The sequence below is a fragment of the Nonomuraea mesophila genome (assembly GCF_004352805.1).
GTDB lineage: Bacteria > Actinomycetota > Actinomycetes > Streptosporangiales > Streptosporangiaceae > Nonomuraea > Nonomuraea longispora.
Genome location: NZ_SMLD01000139.1, coordinates 1 through 24,835, shown reverse-complemented (window position 1 = coordinate 24,835; position 24,835 = coordinate 1). Strand labels below are relative to the sequence as shown.

The 24,835-nt window shown below is 69.3% G+C and carries 26 protein-coding genes and 1 pseudogene; 7 read left to right on the top strand and 20 right to left on the bottom strand.

The features are described from left to right. Nucleotides 1-463 precede the first annotated feature (463 nt). The 14 genes from E1295_RS36040 to E1295_RS35975 form a co-directional block, all read right to left on the bottom strand. Complete coding sequence (locus tag E1295_RS36040) at nt 464-787, bottom strand: DUF2469 domain-containing protein (protein ID WP_026215037.1); 324 nt, start codon at nt 785-787, stop codon at nt 464-466. 39 nt (nt 788-826) lie between these two features. After that, the gene (locus E1295_RS36035; RefSeq protein ID WP_132637719.1) at nt 827-1,495 is read right to left on the bottom strand and encodes a ribonuclease HII; all 669 of its coding nucleotides are present in this window, start codon (nt 1,493-1,495) and stop codon (nt 827-829) included. Nucleotides 1,496-1,546: 51 nt separating this feature from the next. Then, nucleotides 1,547-2,143 (bottom strand): signal peptidase I, encoded by a 597-nt coding sequence (lepB, locus tag E1295_RS36030; RefSeq protein ID WP_132637717.1) that lies wholly within the window; start codon nt 2,141-2,143, stop codon nt 1,547-1,549. Continuing rightward, nucleotides 2,143-3,000 (bottom strand): signal peptidase I, encoded by an 858-nt coding sequence (gene lepB / locus E1295_RS36025; RefSeq protein ID WP_132637715.1) that lies wholly within the window; start codon nt 2,998-3,000, stop codon nt 2,143-2,145. The genes lepB (E1295_RS36030) and lepB (E1295_RS36025) overlap by 1 nt, the downstream gene beginning before the upstream one ends. A gap of 141 nt (nt 3,001-3,141) precedes the next feature. Continuing rightward, nucleotides 3,142-3,504 (bottom strand): 50S ribosomal protein L19, encoded by a 363-nt coding sequence (gene rplS / locus E1295_RS36020; protein WP_132637713.1) that lies wholly within the window; start codon nt 3,502-3,504, stop codon nt 3,142-3,144. Between the two features lie 137 nt (nt 3,505-3,641). After that, nucleotides 3,642-4,421: a tRNA (guanosine(37)-N1)-methyltransferase TrmD gene (gene trmD, locus E1295_RS36015; protein WP_132637711.1), complete on the bottom strand. Its 780-nt coding sequence runs from the start codon at nt 4,419-4,421 to the stop codon at nt 3,642-3,644. After that, the gene (gene rimM / locus E1295_RS36010) at nt 4,421-4,921 is read right to left on the bottom strand and encodes a ribosome maturation factor RimM (protein WP_132637709.1); all 501 of its coding nucleotides are present in this window, start codon (nt 4,919-4,921) and stop codon (nt 4,421-4,423) included. Before rimM ends, trmD begins: the two co-directional genes overlap by 1 nt. A 67-nt stretch (nt 4,922-4,988) precedes the next feature. Next, on the bottom strand, nt 4,989-5,234 hold the full coding sequence (locus E1295_RS36005; protein ID WP_132335352.1) for an RNA-binding protein: 246 nt from the start codon (nt 5,232-5,234) through the stop codon (nt 4,989-4,991). A gap of 1 nt (nt 5,235) precedes the next feature. Next, nucleotides 5,236-5,679: a 30S ribosomal protein S16 gene (gene rpsP / locus E1295_RS36000; protein ID WP_132601374.1), complete on the bottom strand. Its 444-nt coding sequence runs from the start codon at nt 5,677-5,679 to the stop codon at nt 5,236-5,238. Between the two features lie 562 nt (nt 5,680-6,241). Continuing rightward, nucleotides 6,242-7,798, bottom strand: a complete 1,557-nt coding sequence (gene ffh, locus E1295_RS35995; RefSeq protein WP_132637707.1) for a signal recognition particle protein — start codon at nt 7,796-7,798, stop codon at nt 6,242-6,244. Between the two features lie 57 nt (nt 7,799-7,855). Continuing rightward, entirely contained in the window at nt 7,856-8,416 is a 561-nt protein-coding gene (locus E1295_RS35990; protein WP_132637705.1) for a GTP-binding protein, read from the bottom strand. A 7-nt stretch (nt 8,417-8,423) separates the two neighbouring features. Further along, on the bottom strand, nt 8,424-8,747 hold the full coding sequence (locus tag E1295_RS35985) for a DUF742 domain-containing protein (protein WP_132335392.1): 324 nt from the start codon (nt 8,745-8,747) through the stop codon (nt 8,424-8,426). A gap of 131 nt (nt 8,748-8,878) precedes the next feature. Then, a complete protein-coding gene (locus tag E1295_RS35980) occupies nt 8,879-9,301 on the bottom strand; it encodes a roadblock/LC7 domain-containing protein (RefSeq protein ID WP_132637703.1) in 423 nt (140 codons plus the stop codon). Beyond that, nucleotides 9,298-12,129, bottom strand: a complete 2,832-nt coding sequence (locus E1295_RS35975) for a sensor histidine kinase (RefSeq protein WP_132637701.1) — start codon at nt 12,127-12,129, stop codon at nt 9,298-9,300. The genes E1295_RS35980 and E1295_RS35975 overlap by 4 nt, the downstream gene beginning before the upstream one ends. A gap of 503 nt (nt 12,130-12,632) precedes the next feature. Here E1295_RS35975 and E1295_RS35970 point away from each other — a divergent pair. Genes E1295_RS35970 through E1295_RS35955 form a run of 4 tightly spaced genes read left to right on the top strand, consistent with a single transcriptional unit; the run spans nt 12,633 to nt 16,643 of the window. Beyond that, nucleotides 12,633-13,583 (top strand): ABC transporter substrate-binding protein, encoded by a 951-nt coding sequence (locus E1295_RS35970; RefSeq protein ID WP_166427576.1) that lies wholly within the window; start codon nt 12,633-12,635, stop codon nt 13,581-13,583. Beyond that, entirely contained in the window at nt 13,580-14,389 is an 810-nt protein-coding gene (locus tag E1295_RS35965; protein WP_132637697.1) for an ABC transporter permease, read from the top strand. The genes E1295_RS35970 and E1295_RS35965 overlap by 4 nt, the downstream gene beginning before the upstream one ends. Then, on the top strand, nt 14,386-15,162 hold the full coding sequence (locus tag E1295_RS35960; RefSeq protein WP_246080756.1) for an ABC transporter permease: 777 nt from the start codon (nt 14,386-14,388) through the stop codon (nt 15,160-15,162). The genes E1295_RS35965 and E1295_RS35960 overlap by 4 nt, the downstream gene beginning before the upstream one ends. A gap of 32 nt (nt 15,163-15,194) precedes the next feature. Continuing rightward, a complete protein-coding gene (locus E1295_RS35955) occupies nt 15,195-16,643 on the top strand; it encodes a dihydroorotase (protein WP_132637695.1) in 1,449 nt (482 codons plus the stop codon). 10 nt (nt 16,644-16,653) lie between these two features. On the opposite strand, the gene E1295_RS35950 is transcribed toward E1295_RS35955, so the two are convergent. After that, entirely contained in the window at nt 16,654-17,463 is an 810-nt protein-coding gene (locus tag E1295_RS35950; RefSeq protein WP_132637693.1) for a class I SAM-dependent methyltransferase, read from the bottom strand. Nucleotides 17,464-17,691: 228 nt separating this feature from the next. Here E1295_RS35950 and E1295_RS35945 point away from each other — a divergent pair, with 228 nt between their 5' ends. From E1295_RS35945 to E1295_RS35935, 3 genes are read left to right on the top strand one after another with little or no spacing between them, the layout of a single operon-like run. Then, the gene (locus E1295_RS35945; RefSeq protein ID WP_166427575.1) at nt 17,692-18,648 is read left to right on the top strand and encodes an ABC transporter substrate-binding protein; all 957 of its coding nucleotides are present in this window, start codon (nt 17,692-17,694) and stop codon (nt 18,646-18,648) included. Next, nucleotides 18,645-19,424: an ABC transporter permease gene (locus E1295_RS35940; protein ID WP_132637689.1), complete on the top strand. Its 780-nt coding sequence runs from the start codon at nt 18,645-18,647 to the stop codon at nt 19,422-19,424. Before E1295_RS35945 ends, E1295_RS35940 begins: the two co-directional genes overlap by 4 nt. Next, a complete protein-coding gene (locus E1295_RS35935) occupies nt 19,421-20,209 on the top strand; it encodes an ABC transporter permease (RefSeq protein WP_132637687.1) in 789 nt (262 codons plus the stop codon). The genes E1295_RS35940 and E1295_RS35935 overlap by 4 nt, the downstream gene beginning before the upstream one ends. Here E1295_RS35935 and E1295_RS35930 read toward each other — a convergent pair. From E1295_RS35930 to E1295_RS49225, 5 genes and pseudogenes are all read right to left on the bottom strand, one after another. Continuing rightward, complete coding sequence (locus tag E1295_RS35930; RefSeq protein ID WP_132637685.1) at nt 20,206-21,216, bottom strand: nitrilase-related carbon-nitrogen hydrolase; 1,011 nt, start codon at nt 21,214-21,216, stop codon at nt 20,206-20,208. The two genes, E1295_RS35935 and E1295_RS35930, sit on opposite strands and share 4 nt — an antisense overlap. Continuing rightward, the gene (locus E1295_RS35925; RefSeq protein ID WP_132637683.1) at nt 21,217-21,660 is read right to left on the bottom strand and encodes a DUF3598 domain-containing protein; all 444 of its coding nucleotides are present in this window, start codon (nt 21,658-21,660) and stop codon (nt 21,217-21,219) included. 3 nt (nt 21,661-21,663) lie between these two features. After that, nucleotides 21,664-23,049 (bottom strand): aldehyde dehydrogenase family protein, encoded by a 1,386-nt coding sequence (locus E1295_RS35920; RefSeq protein WP_132637681.1) that lies wholly within the window; start codon nt 23,047-23,049, stop codon nt 21,664-21,666. Next, nucleotides 23,046-24,029, bottom strand: coding sequence for a DUF1838 family protein (locus E1295_RS35915; protein WP_132637679.1), 984 nt, complete (start codon nt 24,027-24,029; stop codon nt 23,046-23,048). The genes E1295_RS35920 and E1295_RS35915 overlap by 4 nt, the downstream gene beginning before the upstream one ends. A 119-nt stretch (nt 24,030-24,148) precedes the next feature. Then, nucleotides 24,149-24,835, bottom strand: a pseudogene (locus E1295_RS49225) (hypothetical protein); the annotation flags it as partial.

Sequence of the window (24,835 nt, the reverse complement as noted above, 5' to 3'; positions counted from 1 at the left end):
GTGAAGTCCGCCCCTGAAGCCCGCCCGCCGTGCGATCCGTCCCCGGAACCCGCTCCCCGTGAGGCCCGTCCCTGGAGCCCGCTCCTCGTGAGGCCCGTCCCTGGAGCCCGCTCCTCGTGAGGTCCGTCTCCGGCGCCCATTCTCGTGGCTCCGTCACTTGGAGCCCGCTCTCTGTGAGATCCGTCCCCGGAACCCGCTCCCCGCAAAATCCGCCCCGGAACCTGTTCCCCGTGAGATCCGTCCCCGGCGCCTGCTCTCCATAGGCTCGATTCCTGGAGGAGTCCACCCCCGGAGCCGGTTCCCAGAAGCATCCACCCCAGGGCCGGCCCACTGACGGCTCGCCACAACCTTTCCGGAAGCCCATTTCCAGGAAGGCAGCCCTGCGACGAGAGGGCGAGGGCCACGTCGGTGCTCACGCGCGACGTGTCGGAGGCGTGGCCCTCTCAGCGTCCTGGCCGCGCCGTCACCCCGAGAAGCCCTCCTTGGGCATCTCCAGGTCGGCCTTCGCCAGTTCTTCGACGTTCACGTCCTTGAACGTGACGACCCGTACGTTCTTGACGAACCGGGCGGGCCGGTACATGTCCCACACCCACGCGTCCTGCATCTTCACGTCGAAGAAGACGTCGCCGTTCTCCGCAGTGCGGACATCGAGATCGACTGAGTTGGTCAGATAGAACCGCCGCTCAGTCTCCACCACGTATGTGAACAAACCGACGACATCGCGGTATTCGCGGTAAAGCTGCAGCTCCATCTCGGTTTCGTACTTTTCGAGATCCTCTGCGCTCATCGCGGTCCTCCTGTCGTACCGGTCCCCCGGTTTGCCTGGTCAGGCAACCCCGGCCCCCATTTCATTCTCACCCATCCCCCTCGCCACCGTGACGAAGGAGTAACGGTGATCAGGACACGGACCATGCGTTTCCAGCGCCAGCCGGTGTCCTGGTGTGACATACCCCTTGTGCTCGGCGAAGCCGTACTGCGGGAAGCGCTCGTCCAGCGCGACCATCAAGCGATCCCTCGTCACCTTGGCCACGATCGACGCGGCCGCCACGCATGCGGCCACCTGGTCCCCCTTCCACACGGCCAGTGACGGCGCGGGCAACCCGGGCACCGGGAAGCCGTCCGTCAGGATGTACTCAGGGTCACAGGACAACTGTGCGACAGCGCGCCGCATTCCCGAAACGTTGCATTTGTGGAGACCTTTGGCGTCGATCTCCCCGGGCGGGATGGTCACGATGCCCACGTGGGCGACCCGAACGATCGTGTCGTAGAGGCGTTCGCGCACCGCCGGCGCGAGCAGTTTCGAGTCGCTCAGGCCGTCGACCGGCTTGCGCAAGATGACGGCCGCGACCACGAGCGGTCCCGCGCACGCGCCACGGCCGGCCTCGTCGACACCCGCGATGGGGGTGAGGCCGCGGCGGGCGAGCGCCCGTTCATAGGCGTAGAGTCCGGAATCTCGCCGGACGACGCTGGGTCGAGGGCGGAACGCAACTGTCATGACAGAGGCAGCGTACGCCTCATTCGCCGCAAACCGCGACCGAAAGCCGCTCTACTTGACCTTGTCGAAAGCCTCGGGCTGGGAGAAGAGATAGCCCCGCGACAGCGGCCAGTAGCGCACCACGGCCTTGCCGATCACCGCGTCTTCCGAGATGAAGCCGCCACCCGGCTCCCGCATGTGCGCCCGGGAGTCGGCCGAGGCGCTGCGATGGTCGCCCATCAGCCAGAGCTTGCCGGCCGGCACCTTGACGTCGAAGTTATCGCCGGAAGCGTAATCGTCTGGGTAGAGGTAGGAGGACTCGTCGAGCGGCTTGCCGTTGATGGTGATGCGCTTGTCGGCGTCGCAGCACTTGACGCGGTCGCCGCCGACCCCGATGACGCGCTTGATGGTGTCTTCGCCGTTCCAGCCCTTGAACACCACGATGTCGCCGCGCTCCGGCTTGCCCGAGAGCTTGTTGACGAAGATCCGATCGTCGAGCTGCAGGGTGTTCTCCATCGACACGGACGGGATGTAGAACGACCCGACCACGAAGGCCTGCAGCAGCAGCGCGATGCCGACCCCCAGCACGAGCAGCAACACCGTCTCGCGGAAGCTGCCCTTTTTCTTCTTCTCTTTACCCACACCCTCCGCCTTCTTGGTGACGGCCATCAGCGCTTCCTCCGCAGCCGGCGCCGGACCAGGACCAAGGGTACGGCCAGGCCGAACCCGGCGACCAGCGGTACGGACCCGCCGAGCGCGTGGAGCGCGGGTTGGGCGAACGTCTCGGGGATGTCTATCGAGGACGCGCGGTCGAACGGCCACACGATCACGAACGCACGTCCGATGACCTGACTCACCGGGATGGACCCGCCGCCCGCGTCGCCGGTGTGGGCGCGTGAGTCGAGTGACACCGAACGATGGTCGCCCATCACCCACAGCCGGTCGGGCGGCACCGTGACGTCGAAGAACTTGTCAGAGGGCACGTTGCCCGGATAGAGGTAGCTCTCCTCGTCGAGCGGCGTGCCGTTGACGGTGATGCGGCCCTCGGAGTCGCAACACTTGACGTGGTCGCCGCCGATGCCGATGACCCGCTTGATGTAGTCCTTCTCGCCGGGGATGACGCCGAACGCCGTGCCGACCCAGCGGAAGAACGCCGCGACAGGGTTGGACGGCTCCTCCATCTGGAACTCGCCGTCCCAGGAGTCGACGCCCGAGAAAACCACCACGTCGCCGCGCTCGATGTCGCGAGTGTGGTAGACGAGCTTGTTGACGAGAACCCGATCATTGGTCAGCAGGGTGTTTTCCATCGACTCCGACGGAATGTAGAAGGCCTGGACCACAAAGGTTTTGATGATCAGGGCCAGCACCAGGGCAACAACGACAAGAACAGGAAGCTCTTTCCAGAACGACCCCTTCTTCTCCTTTTTCCCGCCCTTAGCCGGCTTCTGCGTCTCTTCGGCGACCACGTCCACCTCGTCCTCGACAGGGCGGCGCGCAGCGCCGTGCTCCTGGCTCTCGCTAGTCATCGCTGACGAGCCTAGATGATGTCCCGGCTCGACAAGCCTGGACCGACGTTACACCCACGCACGAGTCGCTCCACATAAAGGAAACGCCCCCGTAAAGCCGAAAGGCCCGCGCCGTGGCGCGGACCTCGGAAAGAACGAGAGCTACTTCGCGGGAGTCGTCTCACGCTTCTCGCGGATGCGGGCGGCCTTGCCACGCAGGTCACGCATGTAGTAAAGCTTCGCGCGGCGCACGTCGCCGCGGGAGACGAGCACGATCTTGTCGATGACCGGGCTGTGCACGGGGAAGGTGCGCTCGACGCCGACGCCGTAGCTCACCTTGCGGACGGTGAAGGTCTCGCGGGCGCTGCTGCCCTGCCTGCGCAGCACGAAGCCCTTGAAGACCTGGATGCGGGAGCGGTTGCCTTCGACGACGCGTACGTGAACCTCGAGCGTGTCACCGGGGCGGAAATCCGGCACATCGCTGCGCAGGGTCGCCTTCTCGAGCTCCTGGATCTTCGTGTGCATGAGAGCTGTCCTCAAGTCCTCGTGAGCACGCGGAGGTCCACCCGGCCATGGCTCGTGGCGGACACGCCTGCTGATGTGATGAAACCCAGGACCGTTTCCCGGGCATGACAGACCAACCACAACAGGTTGGCAGCGATTCAGTTTGCCATATCTTCCGGCGCGACGCGAAACGACAGCTCCTCGAGCAGTCTCCTGTCGTGCTTGTCAAGCGTCCCGGGGTCGAGCTCGGCCGCGAGTTCGGGCCGGTTTCGTACGGTACGGCGCAGCGCCTCGTCCCGCCGCCATCTGGCGATTTTTCCGTGATGTCCGGACAGCAGCACGTCAGGCACCTCGCGCCCCCGCCAGACGGGAGGCTTCGTGTAGACGGGGCCCTCGACGAGGTTGCGCATGGACCCGGGGGCGAAGGAGTCGTCGACGGCCGACTGGGCGTTGCCCAGCACCCCCGGCAGCAGCCTGCCGACGGCCTCCACCATGACCAGCACCGCCACCTCACCGCCGGCCAGCACGTAGTCGCCGATGCAGACCTCGTCGACCCGCAGCCGTCCGGAGTATTCCTCCACGACGCGCGTATCGATCCCCTCATAACGCCCGCACGCGAACAACAACCACGGCTCTTCCGCCAGCTCCTGCGCGAGTTCCTGGGTGAACGGCCGCCCGCTCGGGGTCGGCACGATCATCCGTGGCGCCCCGTCGCCGATCACGGAGTCGATGGCCTCGCCCCACACCTCGGGTTTCATGACCATGCCCGGCCCCCCGCCGTAAGGGGTGTCGTCCACGGTCTTGTGCACGTCGTGTGCCCAGTCACGGAGCTGGTGCACGCGTACGTCGAGCGTGCCGCGCTCACGCGCCTTGCCGATCAACGAGACGTCGAGCGGCGCGAAGTATTCGGGAAAGATCGAGATGATGTCGATCCGCATCACAACAGGCCCTCCGGCGGATCGACGACCAGCCGCCCGGCCTCCACGTCGACCATGGGCACGAGAGCCTTCACGAACGGGATCAGCGCGTCGTCGGCTTCTTTCCGGCGTACGACCAGGAGGTCTTGACCGTGGTGGAGCACATCGGTGACCTCGCCCACGGGCTCGCCGGACGCGGTCTCGACCGCCAGGCCGATGAGCTGGTGATCGTGGAACTCGTCGGGGTCTTCGGGCGGCGCCACCTCGGCGGAGTCGATGACCAGCATCGTGTTACGCAGATCCTCGGCCGCGTCACGACCGGAGACCCCTGCGAACGAGACCAGCAGCAGACCTTTGTGCCAGCGGCGGCCCTCGACGACGAGCGGCCCCCTGCCGGCGGGGTCGGTGGCGATCGACGTGCCAGGGGCGAAGCGCAGCTCGGGATCGTCGGTGCGCACCTCCACGGTCACCTCACCGCGTACGCCGTGCGGGCGGCCTATCCGGCCGACGACCAGCTGCACGTGGAACCGCCCTTTCTCAACGCGAGCGCCCTCACCGGAAGACCGATGAGGGCGCGCAAACCTGACGCTAACGGACTACTTCGTGCAGATCGAGCAGATCGACTCGCACGTACTTCCCGTCGGCCAGGGCGTTCACGACCGTGCGCAGCGCTTTGGCGGTGCGCCCGCCGCGTCCGATGACCTTCCCCAGGTCCTCGGGGTGCACCCGGACCTCCAGGACGCGCCCGCTGCGGATGCGGCGTGCGCGGACCCGGACATCGTCTGGATGTTCGACGATGCCCTTGACGAGGTGCTCGAGAGCCTCCTCGAGCACGTCAGGCCTCGCCCTCGGCCTGGGTCTCGGCGGGGGCCTCGGCCTCTTCCTTCTTCTTGGCCTTCTTCGGCGGCGTGGTGGCGGCCGTGCCGGTGTCGCCACCGGACAGCGCCTCCTTGGCCGCGGCCTCGTAAAGGGCGTGGCGGTCAGGCGCGGGCTCAGCGACCTTGAGAGGCTCGGGGGCGGGCTCGCCCTTGAACTTCTGCCAGTCACCGGTGAGCTTGAGGAGCTTGAGCACCGGCTCGGTCGGCTGCGCGCCGACACCCAGCCAGTAGGCCGCACGCTCAGCGTTGATCACGATGCGCGAAGGGTTTTCCTTCGGGTGGTAAAGGCCGATCTCCTCGATCGCCCGGCCGTCACGCTTGGTGCGGCTGTCGGCGACGACGATGCGGTATTGAGCGTTGCGGATCATGCCGAGCCGCTTGAGCTTGATCTTGACTGCCACGGGTGTGGTCTCTCCTGCATTCGCATGTGGGTGAACGGCGCCTCGCCGAGTGGGGCACGACGGGACGACGCTCCAGGGACAGGCGTGTCCGGCGGGAGGTGAGAGGGCACCCGCCTGGTCACGGTGTTCCAACATGTCATTCTGCCAGATCGACGACACTGCCCACGACCGTAGGCGGCACGTCGCCGCAAAGGGTCGGCAAGCTCCCGCCATCCCTTCCGTTACGACCACATCGGCCCGGATACGCCCCGCACCCACACCCTTGTTTCAAGCGTTCTGTCCTTACCCCCACCGCATCCGGCCTGACCCAACGTCTGCCCTGGTCGGGGTGCCCGACCGACCGCAAGCGTGATGACTCAGCCGGAAGAAAGCGCGACCGCCAGGCCGACTGACTGGAGGCGCGGTAACGCGACCGCCCAAGGTGCGGCGACCCGCGGCGATCGAGGCGCAGCGATCCGACCGAGCGGCAGCGCGCACCCGGGCCGGCCGGAGGTGCGATGGCCGAGCAGGCCGGGTGGAGTGGTGGTCCGCCGGGCCCCGTAAGGGGCGCCGGCGGAGAACGTTATTTCTGGCCGGGGAGGCGGAGTTTGGAGGGGTCGAAGCCGGGCGGAAGTTCCATCCCCGGAGGCAGTTTGCCGCCGAGATTGCCCAGTGCTCCCCCGCCCTGCTTGGGTTCGGCGGGCGTGTCGGCGGAGGGTTTACCCAGGGCGGCCTTGCGCGGGTCGCCGCTGACGCGCCGTCCCTTCTTGCCCTTCTTCTGGGACTTGCCGCCCTTGCCGCGGCCGCCGCCCCCGCCCGGCATGCCGGGGATGCCCATGCCGCCGGCCATCCGCTTCATCATCTTCTGGGCCTCGAAGAAGCGGGTGACGAGGTTGTTGACGGCGCTGACGGTGACGCCGGAACCGGAGGCGATGCGGGCGCGGCGGGAGCCGTTGATGATCTTGGGGTCCTGGCGCTCGGCCGGGGTCATCGAGCGGATGATGGCCGCGATGCGGTCGAGGTCGCGGTCGTCGATGGAGTTGATCTGGTCGCGCATCTGCCCCATGCCGGGCATCATGCCGAGCAGGTTCTTGATCGGCCCCATCTTCTGGACCATCTGCATCTGCTCGAGGAAGTCTTCGAGCGTGAAGTTCTCGCCCGATGTGAGCTTGCCCGCCATCTTGGCGGCCTGCTCCTCGTCGAACGTCTTCTGGGCCTGCTCGATCAGGGTGAGGATGTCACCCATGTCGAGGATGCGGGAGGCCATCCGGTCGGGGTGGAAGGCGTCGAAGTCTTCCAGTTTCTCGCCCGTGGAGGCGAACATGATGGGCCGGCCGGTGATGTGCCTGACCGAGAGCGCCGCGCCGCCCCGGGCGTCGCCGTCGAGCTTGGTCAGCACGACGCCGTCGAAGCCGACGCCCTCCATGAAGGCCTGCGCCGTCGTGACGGCGTCCTGGCCGATCATGGCGTCGACGACGAACAGGACCTCGTCGGGCTGGACCGCGTCGCGGATGTCGGCGGCCTGGCGCATCATCTCCTGGTCGATGCCGAGCCGGCCCGCGGTGTCGATGATGACGATGTCGTGCTGCAGGCGCCTGGCCTCGTCGATGGAGCTGCGGGCGACGCCGATCGGGTCGCCGACGCCGTTGCCCGGCTCGGGCGCGTAGACGGCGACCTCGGCGCGCTCGCCCACGACCTGGAGCTGCTGGACGGCGTTGGGCCGCTGGAGGTCGGCGGCGACCAGCATGGGCGCGTGCCCCTGCTCGCGCAGCCATCGGGCCAGCTTGCCCGCCAGTGTCGTCTTGCCCGCGCCCTGGAGGCCGGCGAGCATGATGGTGGTGGGCGGCGTCTTGGCGAAACGGAGCCTGCGGGTCTCACCGCCGAGGATCCCGATCAGCTCGTCATTGACGATCTTGACGACCTGCTGCGCCGGGTTCAGCGCCTGGGAGACCTCTGCGCCGCGGGCGCGCTCCTTGACCTGGGCGACGAACGCCTTGACCACAGGAAGGGCGACGTCGGCCTCGAGCAGCGCGATGCGAATCTCACGGGTGGTGGCGTCGATGTCGGCATCGGACAGCCGCCCCTTGGATCGGAGGGAGGAGAAGACCGATGTCAACCGGTCGGATAGCGTCTCGAACACGTGGTTGGCCAGTCCTCGAAGCGAAGGTACGTCTAAGCGTCCAGCCTAGCCGCTCTGCTAGCCGCTCCAGCCGGGCACGGCCATCCGAACCGTGAGGGCGTGTTCGACGAGGTTGATCAGCGCGGCCTTGACGGAGTCCTTCGACCTGGCGTCGAGGCGCACCATCGGGATGTGCGGGGCCAGGGTGAGGGCGTCACGAACCTCGGCGTCGCTGTGGGCGTACTGTCCGTCCCAGCCGTTGACTCCCACGATGAAGGGCAGTTGCGCCTCCTCGAAGTAGTCGATGGCGGGAAAACTGTCGGCCAGGCGGCGGGTGTCGACCAGCACCACCGCGCCGATCGCCCCACGCACGAGGTCGTCCCACATGAACCAGAACCGGTGCTGCCCGGGTGTCCCGAACAGGTAGAGGATCAGGTCACGGTCGAGGGAGACCCGGCCGAAGTCCATCGCCACGGTCGTGGTCGACTTCAGCGGCGTCATGCCCAGATCGTCGATGCCCTTGGAGGCGTCCGTCATGACGGCCTCCGTGGTCAACGGCATGATCTCCGACACCGCGCCGACGAACGTCGTCTTGCCCACCCCGAAGCCCCCGGCGACGACGATCTTCGTCGAGGTCAAACCGGGGCTAGAGCCTGCGAAGTCCACTGAGCACCCTTTCCAGCAGGTTGACGTCCGGCCTACCCTCATCCAGCTGCGGCTGATGCACCCGTACCAGGCCCTCGGCCGCCATGTCGGCGATCAGCACACGCACCACGCCGAGCGGGATCCGCAGCAGGGCCGACACCTCGGCCACGGATCTGACCTGGAGGCACAGCTGGCTGATCGCTTTGTACTCGGGCGTGATGTGCGAGAACTCCCGGTGCTCGGCCGTGGCCGAGGACACGAGGGCCTCCATCGCCAGTTTGACCCTGGGCGCGGTACGCCCGCCGGTGACGGCGTAGGGCCGCACCGGCGAGGCGGGATCGGAGCTCGGGGGATGCGCGGGAGGCGGGGGCTCCCAGCTGCCGCTGTTGTGAGAGTTCCAGCCGCCGCTGTTGGAGTTCCAGCTGCCGCTGTTCCATCGGGGATCTGTCACCTACATCACCTGGTCTGGCTGGCGCGCAGCTCCGCACGCACAGCCGGAGTCAGCACCTGACCGGCGCGATCCACCATCAGCGTCATCTGGTACGCCACCAACCCCATGTCACAATCCGGAGCCGCCAGCACCGCCAGGCACGAACCATCACTGATCGACATGATCAGCATCAACCCACGCTGCATCTCCACGATCGTCTGATTGACCGCACCCCCCTCGAACACCCGCGCCGCACCCTGCGTCAAACTCACCAGACCCGACGCGATCGCCGCCAGCTGATCCGCCCGATCAGCCGGAAACCCCGACGACGCCGCCAGCGGCAACCCGTCAGACGAGACGACCACCGCGTGCGCGACCCCGGGGACGGAGCTGACGAAGTCGGTGATTAACCAATCCACCCCGCGTGCCGACTGGCTCAGGTCACTCATGACCGCTCATCCCTGCTTTCACCACTCCTGGGGCCGGAGGGATACGTCCTGCCCTCGCTGATGTCATCACGTGCCGCCCGGAACCCCTGCTGGAAGCTGGAGAGCCGGCTGCGCACCCGGTCCGGCGAGACCGCCGGCATCGGTGCGACGCCCTTCGGGGCGGAGACGGTGTCGGCGGAGCCGGGCACCAGGTTGGCCTTGGGCACCCGCTTGGGCAACCCCGCGGCCGTCGCGCCGTCACGTACGGGCTCGACGACGGCCTCGGCGGCGCTCCAGCCGGCGTCGGCCTTCGCGGAGCCCCAGGTGGCGCCGCTGTCCGGACCGTGTTCGAACCAGGCCGACTCCACAGAGGCGAAGATCGGCAGGTATTCGTCCCCGGCCGAGGCGGGCTTGACGACGGGGATGGGGCCCGTCGCGGCGGACTCGGTCTCGGGGAAGTCGTACCTTCCCGCGTCCGGGTCGGGCCTGCCGGCGTTCGCCCGGTCGGCGGTGGGCCGCTGGGGCAGCGGGTTGCTGCTGCTCATCCAGTTGCCGGGCGGGCTCGCGGGGTTGCGTGAGGGCACCCAGACGTCGGCGGTGTCGTAGCCGCCGCCGTTGTTGCGCGGGTCGGACGGCCATCCGGAGTCCATGTTCCCCCGGGGGGAGAACGATGAGGGTTGTGAGGAGAACGAGGGCTGCGACGGGAACGACGGCTCCGAGGGGAACGACGGGTGCCCGGGACCCGGCTGGTAACCTCCGCCCGATCCCCACTGGGGGACGGGCGGCTGCGCCGCCGGCTGGCGGGCGCCGAAGCCCTCGTCGAACGACCTTTCCTGCTGTCCCATGCCGTTGCTCGCGGAGGCCGGGCCGTAGGAGGGGGCCTGGTTGCCCAAGAGCGACTCCGGCATGAGGACCATGGCGGTCAGGCCGCCCGAGCCGTGGGGACGCAGTTGCACCCGGATGCCGTGGCGGTGCGCCAGGCGGGCGACCACGAACAGGCCCATGCGCCGCGACACCGACACGTCCACGGTGGGGGCGTCCATGAGGCGTTCGTTGGCCTGGGTGAGCTCGTCGGCGGTCATGCCGATGCCGGAGTCGGTGATGGACAACATCACGCCGCCGCCGTCGATCCTGCTGCCCGACACCGTCACCCGCGTCTCACGCGGCGAGAACGACAACGCGTTCTCCACCAGCTCCGCGATCAGGTGAATGACGTCGTTGACCGCCTGACCCGCCACCGACACGCCGTCGGGGACCTGCAGCACGACCCGTTCGTAGTTCTCGACCTCGGACAGGGAGGCCCGGGCGACGTCGACCAGCTTGACGGGTTTGCTCCAGCGGCGCGGCGGGTCCTGACCCGCCAGCACCAGCAGGTTCTCGCTGTTACGCCGCATACGCGTGGCCAGATGGTCCAGCTTGAACAGGTTCCCGAGCCGCTGCTCGTCCTGCTCACCCTGCTCCAGACCGTCGATCAACGTGATCTGCCGCTCCACCAGCGTCTGACTACGCCGCGACAGGTTCACGAACATCGCATTCACGTTGCTGCGCAGCCGCGCCTCCTCACCCGCCAGCCGCACCGCCTCGCGGTGCACCTCGTCGAACGCCCGCGCGACCTCACCGATCTCGTCGTTCGAGGCGACGCCGATCGGGGGGACGGCTCCGATCGAGCCTTCGCCGCTCTCCCGGAGTTTCTGGACGGTCTCCGGCAGGCGGCGGCCGGCGATGAACAGCGCTTCCCTGCGCAGCCTGCGCAGAGGGCCGCTCAGCGAGCGGGCCATGAAGACGGTGACCAGCAGGACGAGGAGGAGCAGGGCGGCGATGGCGCTACCGACGATCACGGCGTTCTGCTGCTCCGCGCCCTCCAGGGTGCGGCTGCGCAGCACGATGGAGTCGGCGGTCTGCTGCTCGACGGAGCGCATCCCGTCGATGGTCTCGCTGATGGCGTCGAACCAGGCCTCGCCGTCGCGGGCCAGGCCGAGCCTGCGGTCGCGCAGGGGCAGGCCGTCGTCCTGGAGGAGCAGGGCCCGGGCCAGCAGGACCTCGGCGCGGTCGACGGCCCGGCCGCTGACGGTGTCGTCGTAGGCCTGGCGGAGCTCGAGGGAGACCTGCGACTTGAAGGTGGCGAGCTCGCTGTTCCGCTGAGCACGGGCGGCGATGAAGGCGTCGAGCTCGGTCTTGCCGAACTCGCCGCGGGCCAGGGCGGCGACGAGCAGCGCACGCTGGGTGGAGACGTACTGCTTGGCTCGGGCGAGGGCGGCGAAGCCGGACACGCTCGCCGACAGTTCCTTGTCGACCGCGCCCTGGTCGATCTTGTCGTTGAGCGAGAGGAAGTCGGAGATGGTGCGGTCGTAGAGCTCGATGACGGAGTTCACGTCGAGCTGAGAGGCGATCGCGGTTTCACGCGAGGTGGCGAGCTCGTTGAAGCGGTTGGTGATACGCAGGGCATCGGGAGCCGCGGAGTTGTCCGTGTTCACGAGGGCCTCGACGCCCGGCTTGACCTCAGTGACGAGTTTGTCGACGTTCTCGTACTGGGCCGCGACGTCCTCGGGCACCTTCTCCGTGCCTCGGCGGCCGCCGGCGACGTAGCGGGCGGTGAGGTCACGTTCCCGCTCGACCTCGTGGGCGAGGGCGGTCAGCCGGCTGGCCAGTACGGCCACCTCGTTGACCTGGGCGTACTCACCGGCGGTGGCGATCGAGGTGGTGACGCGCAGGCCACCGAACACGAGCGCGGCGAGGGTGGGGATGACGACCAGGACCAGCAGTTTGGAGCGCACTCGCCAGTTGCGCAGGGAGAAGCGGGAACCCGCCTGGCGGTTGACGACCGCGTCCACGCCGTCCGGCTCGGACATTTCTGGCCCAGGGGGACCTTGTCGGGGGGCTTCTTCTGTTAAGCCCTGTTCGCCGCCCGTAGGGGGGACCACAGTCTTCACTTGCCTCCGCAACCTCTCCTCGGATGGCCTGGTGCACGTAGTTCACGTCATTTACGCATGTTTGCAGTGTGACGCTGACGCACCCTTGGGGCGAGAGCTAATTGGAGCACATCTACCTGAGATCGGCCAATACCGCAAAGATCACAAGCGACACACGGCTCAGTATTTTACGCAATTCACCACACCGGCCCCGCTGGTCCCACGTCAAGGACCCCAGATTTCCGGTAAACGGACAAACCGCCACAAATGCCCATATATATGGATATATCTTGTTAATTTCAGGTGTTCCAGGTGACCTGGTAACCGCAGCCTGCGCTAAGGTGCCACCGTCGTTGAACACCCCCGTTCGCACTCACCCCCCGGTTCAAAGGAGACCCGCAATGCGGTTCGGTGCATTAGGGCGTACTGCCCTGGTTGGGCTTGTGGCCACTCTCGTCATCACTGGGTGCTCCGGTTCTGACGACGCGGCCGAGGGCTCAGGCGCCGACGCCGGTATGAAGACCGACCTGCTGATCGGCCAATATCCCGGCGCGGACTCGGCGCCGCTGTTCATCGCCATGGAACGAGGCTTCTTCAAGGAAGAGGGCCTCACCGTCAAGCAGGAGCCCATCCAGGCTCCGCAGCAGGTCTTGGGCAAGCTTTCGAACGGCGCCATGGACGTCGTTCTCGGTAGCTACGCCACCATCCTGACGATCCAGGAACAGGGCACCGAGAAGTTCAAGTACATCGCCGACTCCTACCAAGGAGCGCAGGGCGCCTTCGGCATCATGGTGAAGAAGGACTCCCCCATCAAGAAGGTCGCCGATCTCAAAGGCAAGAAGGTCGGTGTGAACGCCCTCGCGGGTCTGGGCACCCTCACCATGAACCCGCACTTCAAGGTCGCCGGCCTCGACCCCGAGAAGGACATCAACTACGTCGAGGTCCCCACGACCAACTGGCTCTCCTCGCTCGACAAGGGCGACGTGGACGCCGTCTGGATGACCGACCCGTACGTCAGCGAGGCGAAGAAGGAGCTCGGCGCCACCATGCTGGTGGACACGATGTCGGGCCCGACCGAGAGCCTGCCGATCACCGGATGGGCCGCCACGGAGAAGTGGGTGGCCGACAACCCGAAGACGCTGGCGGCGTTCCAGCGGGCCATGGCCAAGGCGCAGCAGATCGCGGCCACCGACCGTAGTGCGGTGACGAAGGTCCTGCCGACCTTCACCAAGATCCCGGCAGAGACCGCCGCCACGATCAACCTGGGCGCCTACCCGACCTCGCTGAGCGCCGAGCGCATCCAGCGGGTGGCGGACCTGATGCTCGACTCGGGCATGTTGAAGAAGGAGATGGACGTCAAGTCCATGATCTACACGGCTCCCGACCAGGGATGACGGCTACCGTCACACCGGCGCGGCGCGAGCGGGCCCCGCTCGCCCGCGCCCGGCTGGTCAAATTCGCCCGCCACACCGCAGGTGTGGTGGGCTTTCTGCTGCTGTGGCAGGTCCTCGGCATGTCGGGCGCGGTCAAATGGCTGCCGCCGGCCGTGGACACACTGGCCAGGACCGTCGCTCTCGCCGTCGACCCGGAGTTCCTCGACCACGTGCTGGGCACGCTCACCGCCGCGGTCATCGGGCTGCCGCTCGCCGTCCTGGTGGCGGTCCCGATCGGCCTGGTGCTGGGCACGGTGCGGGTGATCGAGGAGATGACCCGGGTGTTCGTCGAGTTCCTGCGGCCCATCCCCTCGGTGGCGCTGATCCCGCTGGCGCTGTTCTTCTTCCCTTCGGAGCTCAACGCCAAGGTCGCGCTCATCGTCTTCGCCGCGTCCTGGCCCATCCTGATCAACACCATGTACGCCATGCGCGACGTCGACCCGGTGAGTAAGGAGACGCTGCGCACCTTCGGGTTCGGCGCAGGAGCCGTGTTGTGGCGGGTGTCCCTGCCGAGCGCGGCCCCCTTCATCGCGACGGGGGTGCGGCTCGCCGCGTCCATCACGCTCATCCTGGCGATCAGCGTGGAGTACATCGTGGGCGGTTCGACGGGCATCGGCAGTTTCCTCATCCAGGCGAGCACGGGCATCGGCGCCGACGCCATGATCGACGTCCTGGCCGCCCTGCTGTGGGCGGGCTTCCTCGGGCTCGTCGTCAACATCGTGCTCGTACGGGCCGAGCGACGTCTGTTCAGGTGGCGAACGACATGATGCTCACCTTGCTCAAGCGGCTGTGGCTGGTCCCCGTCGTCCTCGGCGGCTGGGAGTTGCTGGCCCGCAGCCTCGACATCGCGTACCTGCCGGAGCCGTCACTGATCCTGATCCGCATGTACGACATGTGGCTGTCCGGGCCTTACATCCTCACCGAGGAGGCCATCGAGAACTTCGTGCCCAGCCTGGTCAGGGTGACGGGGGCGTGGGCCGTCGCGGTGGTCGTGGGCGTGACGCTCGGCGTCGCGCTGGGCAGGACCGCCTGGCTGGCCGACTTCGTGCAGCCGCTGGTCGAGTTCGCCCGCGCGGTGCCGCCGCCGGTCATGCTCCCGCTCTTCCTCGTGCTGTTCACAATGGGCACCCAGGTGCAGGTGGCGACCATCGTCTTCGGCATCATCTGGCCGATCCTGCTCAACTCGATCGACGGCGCCCGCAGCGTCGACCGGTTGAAGGTCGAGACCGCCACCGTGTTCGGCGTGCCGGCTTCCCTGCGGATCTTCCGCATCATCCTTCCCTCCGCGGCTCCGAAGATCTTCGCGGGGCTGCGCCTGAGCGTCTCGCTGGCCCTGATCCTCATGGTCATCAGCGAGCTGAAGGGCAGCACGGAGGGGATCGGCTACCTGCTCAACCTGGCCAACAACACCGCCGACATGCCGGCCATCTGGGCGGGCGTCCTGGTGCTCGGCGTGCTGGGCTTCGTACTCAACTCCCTGTTCCTCATGGTGGAGCGGCGCGTGCTGGCCTGGCACCGCGACGCCCACCGCGTCGCTTGATCGCTCATTCGCCTTAGGAGAGAAACTCCCCCGTGACCGAGCTGTTGCTGAAGAACGTGAAGGTCGTCACCCACGAGCACGACGAGCCCGTGGCCGCGGACATCGCCGTCGCCGACGGCCGCATCGTGGACGTGGCGCCGGGGCTGACCGGCGCCGGCGAGGTGATCGACGGCGGCGGCAAGCTGGCCTTCCCCGGCGTCGTGGACGCTCACCAGCACTGGGGCATCTACAACCCGCTGGCCGAGGACACCGGGTCGGAGAGCCGGGCGAGCGCGCAGGGCGGTGTGACCACCGCGCTGACGTACATGCGGACCGGCCAGTACTACCTGAACAAGGGCGGACCCTACGCCGAGTTCTTCCCCGAGGTGCTCAGGCAGTCCGAGGGCCGGGCCTACGTCGACTACGGCTTCCACCTGGCGCCCATGTCGCGTGGGCACATCGACGAGCTGCCCGACCTGGTCGAGCGGTTCGGGGTGCCGTCGTTCAAGATCTTCATGTTCTACGGCGGGCACGGGCTGCACGGGCGCTCCGACGACCAGCGGGCCTTCCTCATGCTGCCGGAGGGTGAGCGTTACGACTACGCGCACTTCGAGTTCGTCATGCGCGGCGTGCAGGCGGCCAGGGAGCGCCTGCCGGAGCTGGCCGGCGAGATCTCGTTGTCGCTGCACTGCGAGACGGCCGAGATCATGACGGCGTACACGAAGCTCGTCGAGCAGGCGGGGGACCTCCGCGGGCTGGCCGCCTACAGCGCCTCGCGCCCTCAGCACTCCGAGGGGCTGGCCGTCTTCATCGCCTCCTACCTCGCCCACGAGACGGGGCTGGCCAACGTCAACCTGCTGCACCTGTCGTCCCGCAAGGCGCTGGACGCGGCCGTCCGCATGGCGGCGACGTTCCCGCACATCGACTTCCGCCGCGAGGTCACGATCGGTCACCTGCTGGCCGACGTCGACACGGCCAGTGGCCTCGGCGCCAAGGTCAACCCGCCGATCAGGCCGCGCGAGGACGTCGAGGCGCTGTGGGAGTACGTGCTCGACGGAACCGTGGACTGGGTCGTCAGCGACCACGCCTGCTGCCGCGACGAGCTCAAGTTCGGCGACCCGCGCGACGACGTGTTCGTGGCCAAGGCCGGGTTCGGCGGGGCGGAATATCTGCTGCCCGGCCTCATCACCGAGGGCCGCCGCAGGGGCCTGCCCTACGGCCGGATCGCCGCGCTGACCTCCTGGAACCCCGCCAAGAGGTACGGTCTGCGCACCAAGGGCACGATCGCCCCCGGTTTCGACGCCGACATCTGCCTGGTCGACCCCGCGAGCACGTGGACCGTGCGCGCCCAGGACTCGGAGTCGACGCAGGAGTACACGCCGTTCGAGGGCTTCGAGCTGACGGCCAAGGTGACCGACACGTTCGTGCGCGGCAACCACGTGCTCGACGCCGGCAAGGTCGTGGGCAGACCAGTGGGGCGCTACGTGTCCCGGCCCGCCTGAGGCCGCCGCTTCACGCGCGCGTGCCGGTGGCGTAGCGCACCGTGCGGGCCAGCAGGAAACCCTCCTGCGGCAACGACGCCTCCAGCGCGGCCCTGGCTTCGGGGCGCAGGGCCTCGGGGATGCTCTCCAGCGAGGCCCTGCGGGCAGCCGACCAGAGCCAGTCCCACACCTGCCCGGCCCCGACGGCCACCTCGAACACCACGTCCGCGCACTCGACGTCGCCCAGCCCGCCCTGCTCGAACAGCGCGATCAGCTCGCCCTGCCCGCCCAGGGTGTGGTGGAACGGCGCGCTGCCCGCCCCCGAGGTGTAGGGGGCCAGCGCCTTCTCCACCAGCGCGAACAGCTCGGCCTCGGCGGGGCTCGACCGGACCAGCAGGCTGGCCGCCAGCCGCCCGCCCGGCCGCAGCAGCCCGGCCATGGACCGCACGGCGGCGGGCGGGTCGGGCAGGAAGTAGAGCATCATCCCGGCCAGCACGATGTCGAAGCGCTCGCCCGGCAGCAGTTCCTCGGCGTGCTCCGCGTCGCCGAGCACGACGGCCGTCTGGGTGAGGCCGTGGCGCTCCACCTCGGCGGTCGCGGCGGCCACCATCCCGGGCGCGAGGTCGAGCCCGACGACCCGGCCGCTGGGGCCGACGGCCTGGGCGGCGGGCACGAGCGAGGCGCCGGTGCCACAGCCGGCGTCCAGCACGCGGTCGCCGGGGCCGGGGGCGGCGCGGCGTACGAGCTCGGCGGCGACGGGCGCGAAGAACGGCACGCCGACACGTTCGTAGCTGCCGGACGCGCGGTCGAAAACGCCGGCCATGTAGTCCTTGGCATTCATCAGCTTCCTCGCAATCAGCAGGCACGCGGCCCGGGGGGCGCCGTGCGGTGGGTCCGATGATCAGATGTGCCGGAACCGAGCTTGCCATGCCGGTGCGTGATCGACAAAGGGTGGGCCGGGGTGGATCGGGTTACCGTAGGCTCGACGTCCTGACGACCCTCTGGGCACCCCCTTTTGTCCCCCAGAAAGGCAGAAGCGATGAAGCTGGCCAGGATACTAGCCGCAGGCATGGCGATCGCCCTCTCGCTGAGCGCGTGCGGAGGGGGAGGCGACAGCGACGGCGGCGCCGCTGCCCCTGGATCGACCACGGGCGGGCTGGAGAAGACGCAGCTGCTGGTCGGCGTGGTGCCGGTGCCGTCGTCGGCGCCGCTGTTCATCGCGGAGAAACGCGGTTTCTTCAAGGAGGAGGGGCTGACCGTCAAGACGGAGATCATCCAGGCTCCGCAGGCGGTCATGCCGAAGATCCTCAACGGCAGCATGGACGCGTTCCTGACGAGCTATGTGTCGCTGATGGCGATCAACGACTCGGGCGCGGCCACGCTCAAGCTCTTCCAGCACAGCCAGGAGGCCGCGCCCGGCGTCGCCGGCGTCGTCGTGGCCAAGGGCTCGCCGGTCAAGTCGGCCGCCGACCTCAAGGGGAAGACGATCGCCGTCAACGTGCTGAAGGCGCTCGGGCAGACGCTGACCAACGCCCACCTCCAGGAGGCCGGGCTCAAGCCGGACGACGCCAAATACGTCCCCGTGCAGTTCGCCGACCAGATCAGCGCGCTGTCCTCGGGCAAGGTCGACGCCGCCTGGCTCGTCGAGCCGTTCCTGACCGCGGCGAAGAAGGACGGCGCCACCCAGATCATCGACACCACCGACGGCGTCACCGCGGGCGTGCCGATCGACGGATGGGGCGTCACCGAGGACTGGCTGGCCAAGAACCCCAAGACGGCCGCCGCCTTCCACCGTGCCCTGGCCAAGGCCCAGCAGATCGCGGGCGAGGACCGCAAGGCCATCGACGAGATCGTGCCGACGTACACCCAGATCCCCGCCGACGCGGCGGCGGCGATGACGCTCGGCACGTTCTCGATGAAGGCCGACACCGCCGCTGTGCAGAAGCTCGCCGACCTGCTGCACGGCTACGGCTACCTCAAGTCCACGGTGGACGCGGCCCAGTTGTTCGCGTCGCTGGACGGATGATCGACCGGCGGATCGCACGCGCGGCGCTCGGGGCGGCCGGCGTGGCGGGGTTCCTCGCCGTCGCCGAGGTGGCCGGGCGTCTCGGGCTCGTCCCCGACGTGCTGCCGTACGCGTCGCGGGTGCTGGTCACGGCGGCGGAGCTGCCGCTGGAGGCACAGTTCAGGGCCGACGTGCTGGCCACGCTGGAGGCGTGCGTGAGCGGGCTGGCGATCGCGATCGCGGTCGCCGTGCCCGCCGGGCTGCTGCTCGGGACGGTGCCGTTCGTGGAGCGGTCGGTGCGGCCCCTGGTGGAGTTCCTGCGGCCGATCCCGTCGGTGGCACTCATCCCGCTGGCCATGTTCCTGTTCCCGGTGAGCCACGACGCCAAGGTCGCGCTGATCGTCTACACCTGCTCGTGGCCGCTGCTGATCAACACCCTGTACGGCCTGAGCGACGTCGACCCGCTGGCCAAGGACACCCTGCGGAGCTTCGGCTTCGGGCCGCTGGCCGTCGCGCTGCGGGTGAGCCTGCCGAGCGCGGCGCCGTTCATCGCGACCGGCGTGCGCATCGCCGTGTCCGTCACCCTGATCGTGGCGGTGAGCGTGGAACTGCTGGCTCCGGGCGGGGGCGGGATCGGGGCGTTCCAGTCGCTGGCGGGCAGCGCCAACCGTACCGACCGCATGCTGGCGGCCCCGCTGTGGGCCGGTGTCATCGGGCTGGCCGCCAACCTGCTGTTCGCGACGGCCGAGCGCCGCCTGTTCCGCTGGCACGGGGCGCGTACGGGAGAGCCGGCATGACCGCCGCCCGGCGGCTGGTGTGGTACTGGCTGCTGCCCGTGGCCCTGATCGCCTGGGAGCTGGCCACGCGCTCGGCGCAGGCGGCGTACTTCCCGCCGCCGTCGCGGATCGTCACCCGGCTGCACGAGATGTGGTTCTCCGGTCCGGCATCGCGGGTGTTCCTCACCGAGGAGGCCGTCGCCGACCTGCTGCCGAGCCTGGCCAGGTTGTTCGCCGGGTGGGCGATGGCGTGCGCGGCGGGCGTGCTGGCCGGCGTGGCGCTCGGCCGCTCGCGCCGGTTGTCGGCACTGGTCGAGCCGCTGGTGCACTTCGGCCGCTCGGTGCCGCCGTCCACGCTGGTGCCGGTGTTCCTGGTGCTGTTCAAGATCGGCACCCCGATGGAGCTGGCCTCCATCGTGTACGGCGTCATCTGGCCGGTGCTGATCAACTCCATGGACGGCGCCCGCCACGTCGACCGCCAGTACATCGAGACCGGCGTCGTCTACCGGCTGGGCCCCTGGCAGCGGCTCACCCGCGTCATCCTGCCCGCCGCCTCCCCGAAGATCTTCGCCGGGCTGCGGCTGAGCGTGTCGCTGGCGCTCATCATGATGGTGATCTCGGAGCTGGTCGGCAGCAGCGAGGGCATCGGGCACCGCATGCTGGAGGCGCAGAGCCAGTTCGACATCCCGGCCATGTGGGCGGGGATCGTGCTGCTCGGCCTGCTCGGCATCGCGCTCAACGCCGCGTTCCTCGGCGTCGAACGGCTGGTGCTCTCCTGGCACCGGGGCGCCAGGACCGGCGTCTAGGCCTCGCCGCCGAGCAGCCGTTCGATCGTCTCCTTCTGGCGGTCCGTGAACCAGGCCCGTTCGCGCGGGCCGGACGCCAGGCCGCCGGGGCGCTCGACGTCGTGGCGGGCGTACTCCTCGGCCCACAGGCCGGTCTTCACGCGGCTGAGCAGGTTGCCCATCCCAGGCCGCCGCCGGCGCCGGCGCAGCGCCGCGAGGTCCAGTTCGGCGGCGGCCACCAGCGACTCGCCCGCCCCCGCCCGTGCCAGCACCCGGCCCTCGTGGTCGAGCACCTCGGAGCCGCCGTTGGTGGAGTCGCCGGGGATCGCGATGCCGGACAGGCCGCCACTGTTGGCCGAGACCACGCAGGCGTGGTTCTCCACCGCTCTGGCACGGCGGGCGATCGCCTTGGGCGTCAGCTCGGGCGAGGACGCCTCGGACGTGGGATGGCAGAAGACCTCAGCTCCGCGCAGGGCCAGCGCGCGGGCCAGCTCGGGCATGAGGACCTCCTCGGAGGCGAGCACCGCCAGGTTGCCGATCTCGGTGCGGGCCACCGGCAGCACCCCGTCGATGCCGTAGACGTCGAGGTAGCGCTCCCACACGTCGTACGGGGTGGGCGTGAACATCGAGTGCAGCCGCCGGTAGCGCAGCACCGCCTCACCCTGAGGGGAAAGGATCACCGACGACTGGAAGTACAGCTCGGGGAAGTGCTCGTCCCGCTCGTACGCGTTGACGCACAGGAACAGCCCGTGCCGCGCGGCGATCTCCCCCAGCGCGCGGTATTCCGGGCCGTCAGGGTCCAGCGCGGCCCGCTCACGCCACTCGGCGAGGCTCTCCCGCATGGGGAACCCGGTCAGCACATATTCCGGCAGCACCACCAGGCGCAGTCCGGGCCCGAGCCAGGCCGCCGAGCCGCGGACCCGTTCGGCGATCCGCTCGACGGCGGCGGCGATCTCGGCCCGCGGATCGGCGGCCGCGTTGACCGCGCGGGTCTCCACCTGCAGGGCGAGCGCGGTGAAAGCGGTCATTCAGCCGGTCCGCCGCTCGTTGATGAGCGTACGCCGCACGCACACGCCGTCGCGGATCCACTGCCACACCCTGCTGCGGGTGTCGCCCTTCTCGCTCAGCACGATCAGCTCGAACAGCCGCAGGTCCTCCCCTTCGGCCTTGTACTGCCAGCGCAGGTAGATGGTGGACTCGTCCAGTTCCCAGAACTCGCCCTTGAGCCGGTCGGTGTCGAACCCGCAGCGCCCGCCGCCGAGGTGGCGGCCGGGGAACTCGTGCACCTCGACCCGGCCGTCGTCCCAGGTGTAACGGTTGGTCTGGTGGTAGCCGTCGTCGCCGACGATGGCGCAGGTCATCTCGACCCGGTGCCGGTCGAGCACGGCGCCCTCGGGGTCGACGTGCACGTACTCGCCTTCCCACGTGCCCTCGTGCCGTGCCAGCAGCGGCATGTCCTCGCGAAGTCCCACGTCCTACTCCTTGTCCAGCGGGTGCCACCACGGGTCGGCGGCCGGGGAACGGTTCACCAGGAACGCCCTGCGGCGCAGGAACCGGCGGATCGAGGCGGTCCCCATACGCGAGCCGCCCAGGCCGGACAGCCCGAAGGAGTCCTTCTCGCCTTCGTGCACGAGCGCGGTCAGGGAGGCGTCGTTGACGCTGACCGCTCCCACGCGCAGCCGCGCGGCCACCTCCATGGCGTCCTGCTCCGAGGCGGCGAAGACGGCGGCCGACAGGCCGTAGACGGAGTCGTTGGCCAGGCTCACCGCCTCCTCGGCGCCGGCCACGGCCATGACCGGCAGCACAGGGCCGAACGTCTCCTCCGTCATGACCCGCATCGCGTGCGTGACCCGGGACAACACCGTGGGCCGGCACCAGCGGCCGCCGCCGTGGCGCTCGATCTCACCCCCCGTGTGCACGATCGCGCCCTTGGCCGTCGCGTCCGCCAGCTGGTCCGCGATCGACCGCCAGTGCCCCGGCCGGACGATGGGACCGATCGGACCGCCCTCGCACGTCAGCCCCACCCTGGCGGCCTTGCTCGCGAGCAGGTCGAGGAAGGCGTCGTGCACGCCGCGCTCGACGTACACCCGCTCGATCGACTGGCAGGACTGCCCGGCGTTGGCGGTGCCGCCCCACAGGATCGCCGACGTGGCCCGGTCGAGGTCGGCGCCGGCCAGCACGATCGCCGGGTCCTTGCCGCCCAGTTCCAGGAAGGCCGGCACGAAGGCGCGGGCCGCCGCCTCGGCCACCCGCCGTCCCGTCTCGACGCTGCCGGTGAACACCACGGCGTCCACCATGCCCACCAGCGCGTTCCCGGTCTCGCCGTCGCCCTCGACCACCCGCAGCGGCAGCTCAGGAGGCACCAGCCGCATCAGCGGCTCGATGAAGCGCGGGGCCACCTCGCTCGGTTTGACCAGCACGGAGCAGCCGGCCGCCAGTGCGGGCGCGGCGTCGATGAGGGCCATGAGCAGCGGGAAGTTCCACGGGCTGATCACCCCCACGAGGTCGTACGGCACCAGGTCGCCGTCCACCACGATCCCTGGCATCGACGCGGCGGACGGCACGCGCGGCGCCAGCAGCGCGGGCGCCTCGCGGGCCCAGCGCCCGACCAGGCCCGCGGCGAGCCGCCGTTCCAGCGCCGACTCCCCCACCCGGCCGGTGTCGGCCACCAGCGCGGCCAGCAGGTCGTCGTCGGCCGCCAGCGCGGCGGCGAACGCCGACAGGACCTCCTTGCGGTCCGCCCGCCGCCAGTCGTCGGCGCGCACGCGCAGCTCGGCCGCCAGGCCTGCCAGCTCGGCGGGCGTCGCGGGCACCAGCTCGCGTTCGGCCCAGCCCGTGAGCGGGTTGCGTACGGTGCTCATGATCGGCCGTTGGCGGCGCACCAGCCCGCCCAGGTGGTGGCGCCCTTGCCGAGTTGCTTGGCGTGGAAGGACGTCCAGGAGTTCTCGCTCGGTCCCGGCTCGGCGGGCGCGCTGGTGAACCTCGGATGATCCGCCTCGACCGCCGCGCGCAACCACGGCTCGACGTCCTCGTACGAGTCGAGCGTCCAGCCGCGGGCGTGGTAGGTCAGCCCGCCGCGCACCTCGGTCTCCGCCAGGCACATGAACGGCGCCCACGGACTCGTCCGCGCCCAGCTGACCTTGGTCTTCATCGCGCCGCGCGGGACGACGCCGGGGACGGCGCGGGCGGCGACCTCGCGCTCGTCCACCGAGAAGTCGAACATCTCCTGCGCCGTGTAGACGCCGCCCACCAGTCCGAACCGCTCGCCGAGCGCGGCGCCCAGGTCGGCGCGCACGGGGATGTCGCTGGTCCACACCGTCTCGTCGTGCAGCCGCACCAGCGGCGGCCCCTGGTAGGAGGGGGTGATCGGGAACGGGCCGAAGTTGACCGCGTCGTTGTTGATGGGCACCACCGGGTACGTCCTGCCGTCGACGGGGTTCTTCCACTCGCGTACGATCCGCGTCGGGTCGGCGGGGTCGGTGTAGAAGACGATCTCGCGGGAGAGCTGGTGGAGCTGGTTGGTCCCGGGCACCCGGTAGAGCCGCCGGATGTTGTATCCCTCGATGTTGAACAACTTCTGGCCGTGCCTCATGGCGGAGTCGAGGGCGTTGCCGGTGACGTTCGCGAAAACCGAACCCGAAATCCGGAAAACCATGTCCTTGCCGTCGGGGCGGCCGAAAGTCTGCAGCGAGAGCAGGGCGCTTTTCCCGGTGACCGTTGCGAACACCGGACCGGGGTGGGTCGGCTTCCTGACCTCGCCTTCTGCCGCCGCGCCGGTAATGGTGCCGCTCGCGAACAACAGGACGAGAGCAAAAGACGCCGTCAATCTGCGTGTGAACATGGACACTCCGCACCGTGAAAGCAGGGTGACGCCTATTCTGATCACGCGCATACCGGCATTGTCCAGCGGTGGCTCACCGCCTGATTCAGCGCTTCTCGAGACCATTGAGCACCTGCCGGTCACGGGCCCTCCCTCGGAGGCGTTCCCCACCGGTGGTGAGGCGGCGCGCCGCCCGCGCCGAGGTCGTCGCGCGCCGCGCGCACGCCCTGCTGGAAGCCTTCCAGACGCTCGCGGACCTGTTCCGGTGAGATCCGCGGAATGGGGGCCACGCCCTTCGGAGCGGAGGCGCTGTCGGCGGTGCCTGGCACCAGGTTGGCTCTCGGCACTCGTTTGGGCAGGCCGGAGGGGGTGGTGCCGTCGCCGACCGGGCTGGCGGCGGCCTGCGCGGCGCTCCAGCCGGCGTCCGCCTGGGGCGAGCTCCACACATCGCTACGGTCGCGGTCGAACCAGGCCGACTCCACGGCGGCGAAGATCGGCAGGTAGTCGTCGCCGCCCGGCCCGGCGGCCTTGCCCTGCCGGAGCGGGCCGGGTCCCGGTGACCCGGGAGGCGGGGCGGGGGCGTACAGGTCGTGCACGCCTGGCCAGAGCGGTGGCGGCACGAGGTCGTCCGGCCCCGAGGGGTCGGTGGCGAACGACGGCCAGTTCGCGACCTCGGGCGTGGAGAACGGCTCCGGCTCGCCGCCGGACCGGGCGAAGGGGCCCGGCTCGGCGCGCGCCCCGGGTGCCGCCGCAGGCGGGTGAGCGGCCCGGCCGCTGAGCGGCGGGCCTGTGGAGAAGGCGGGCGGCGGGGTGAAGAAGTTCGGCGA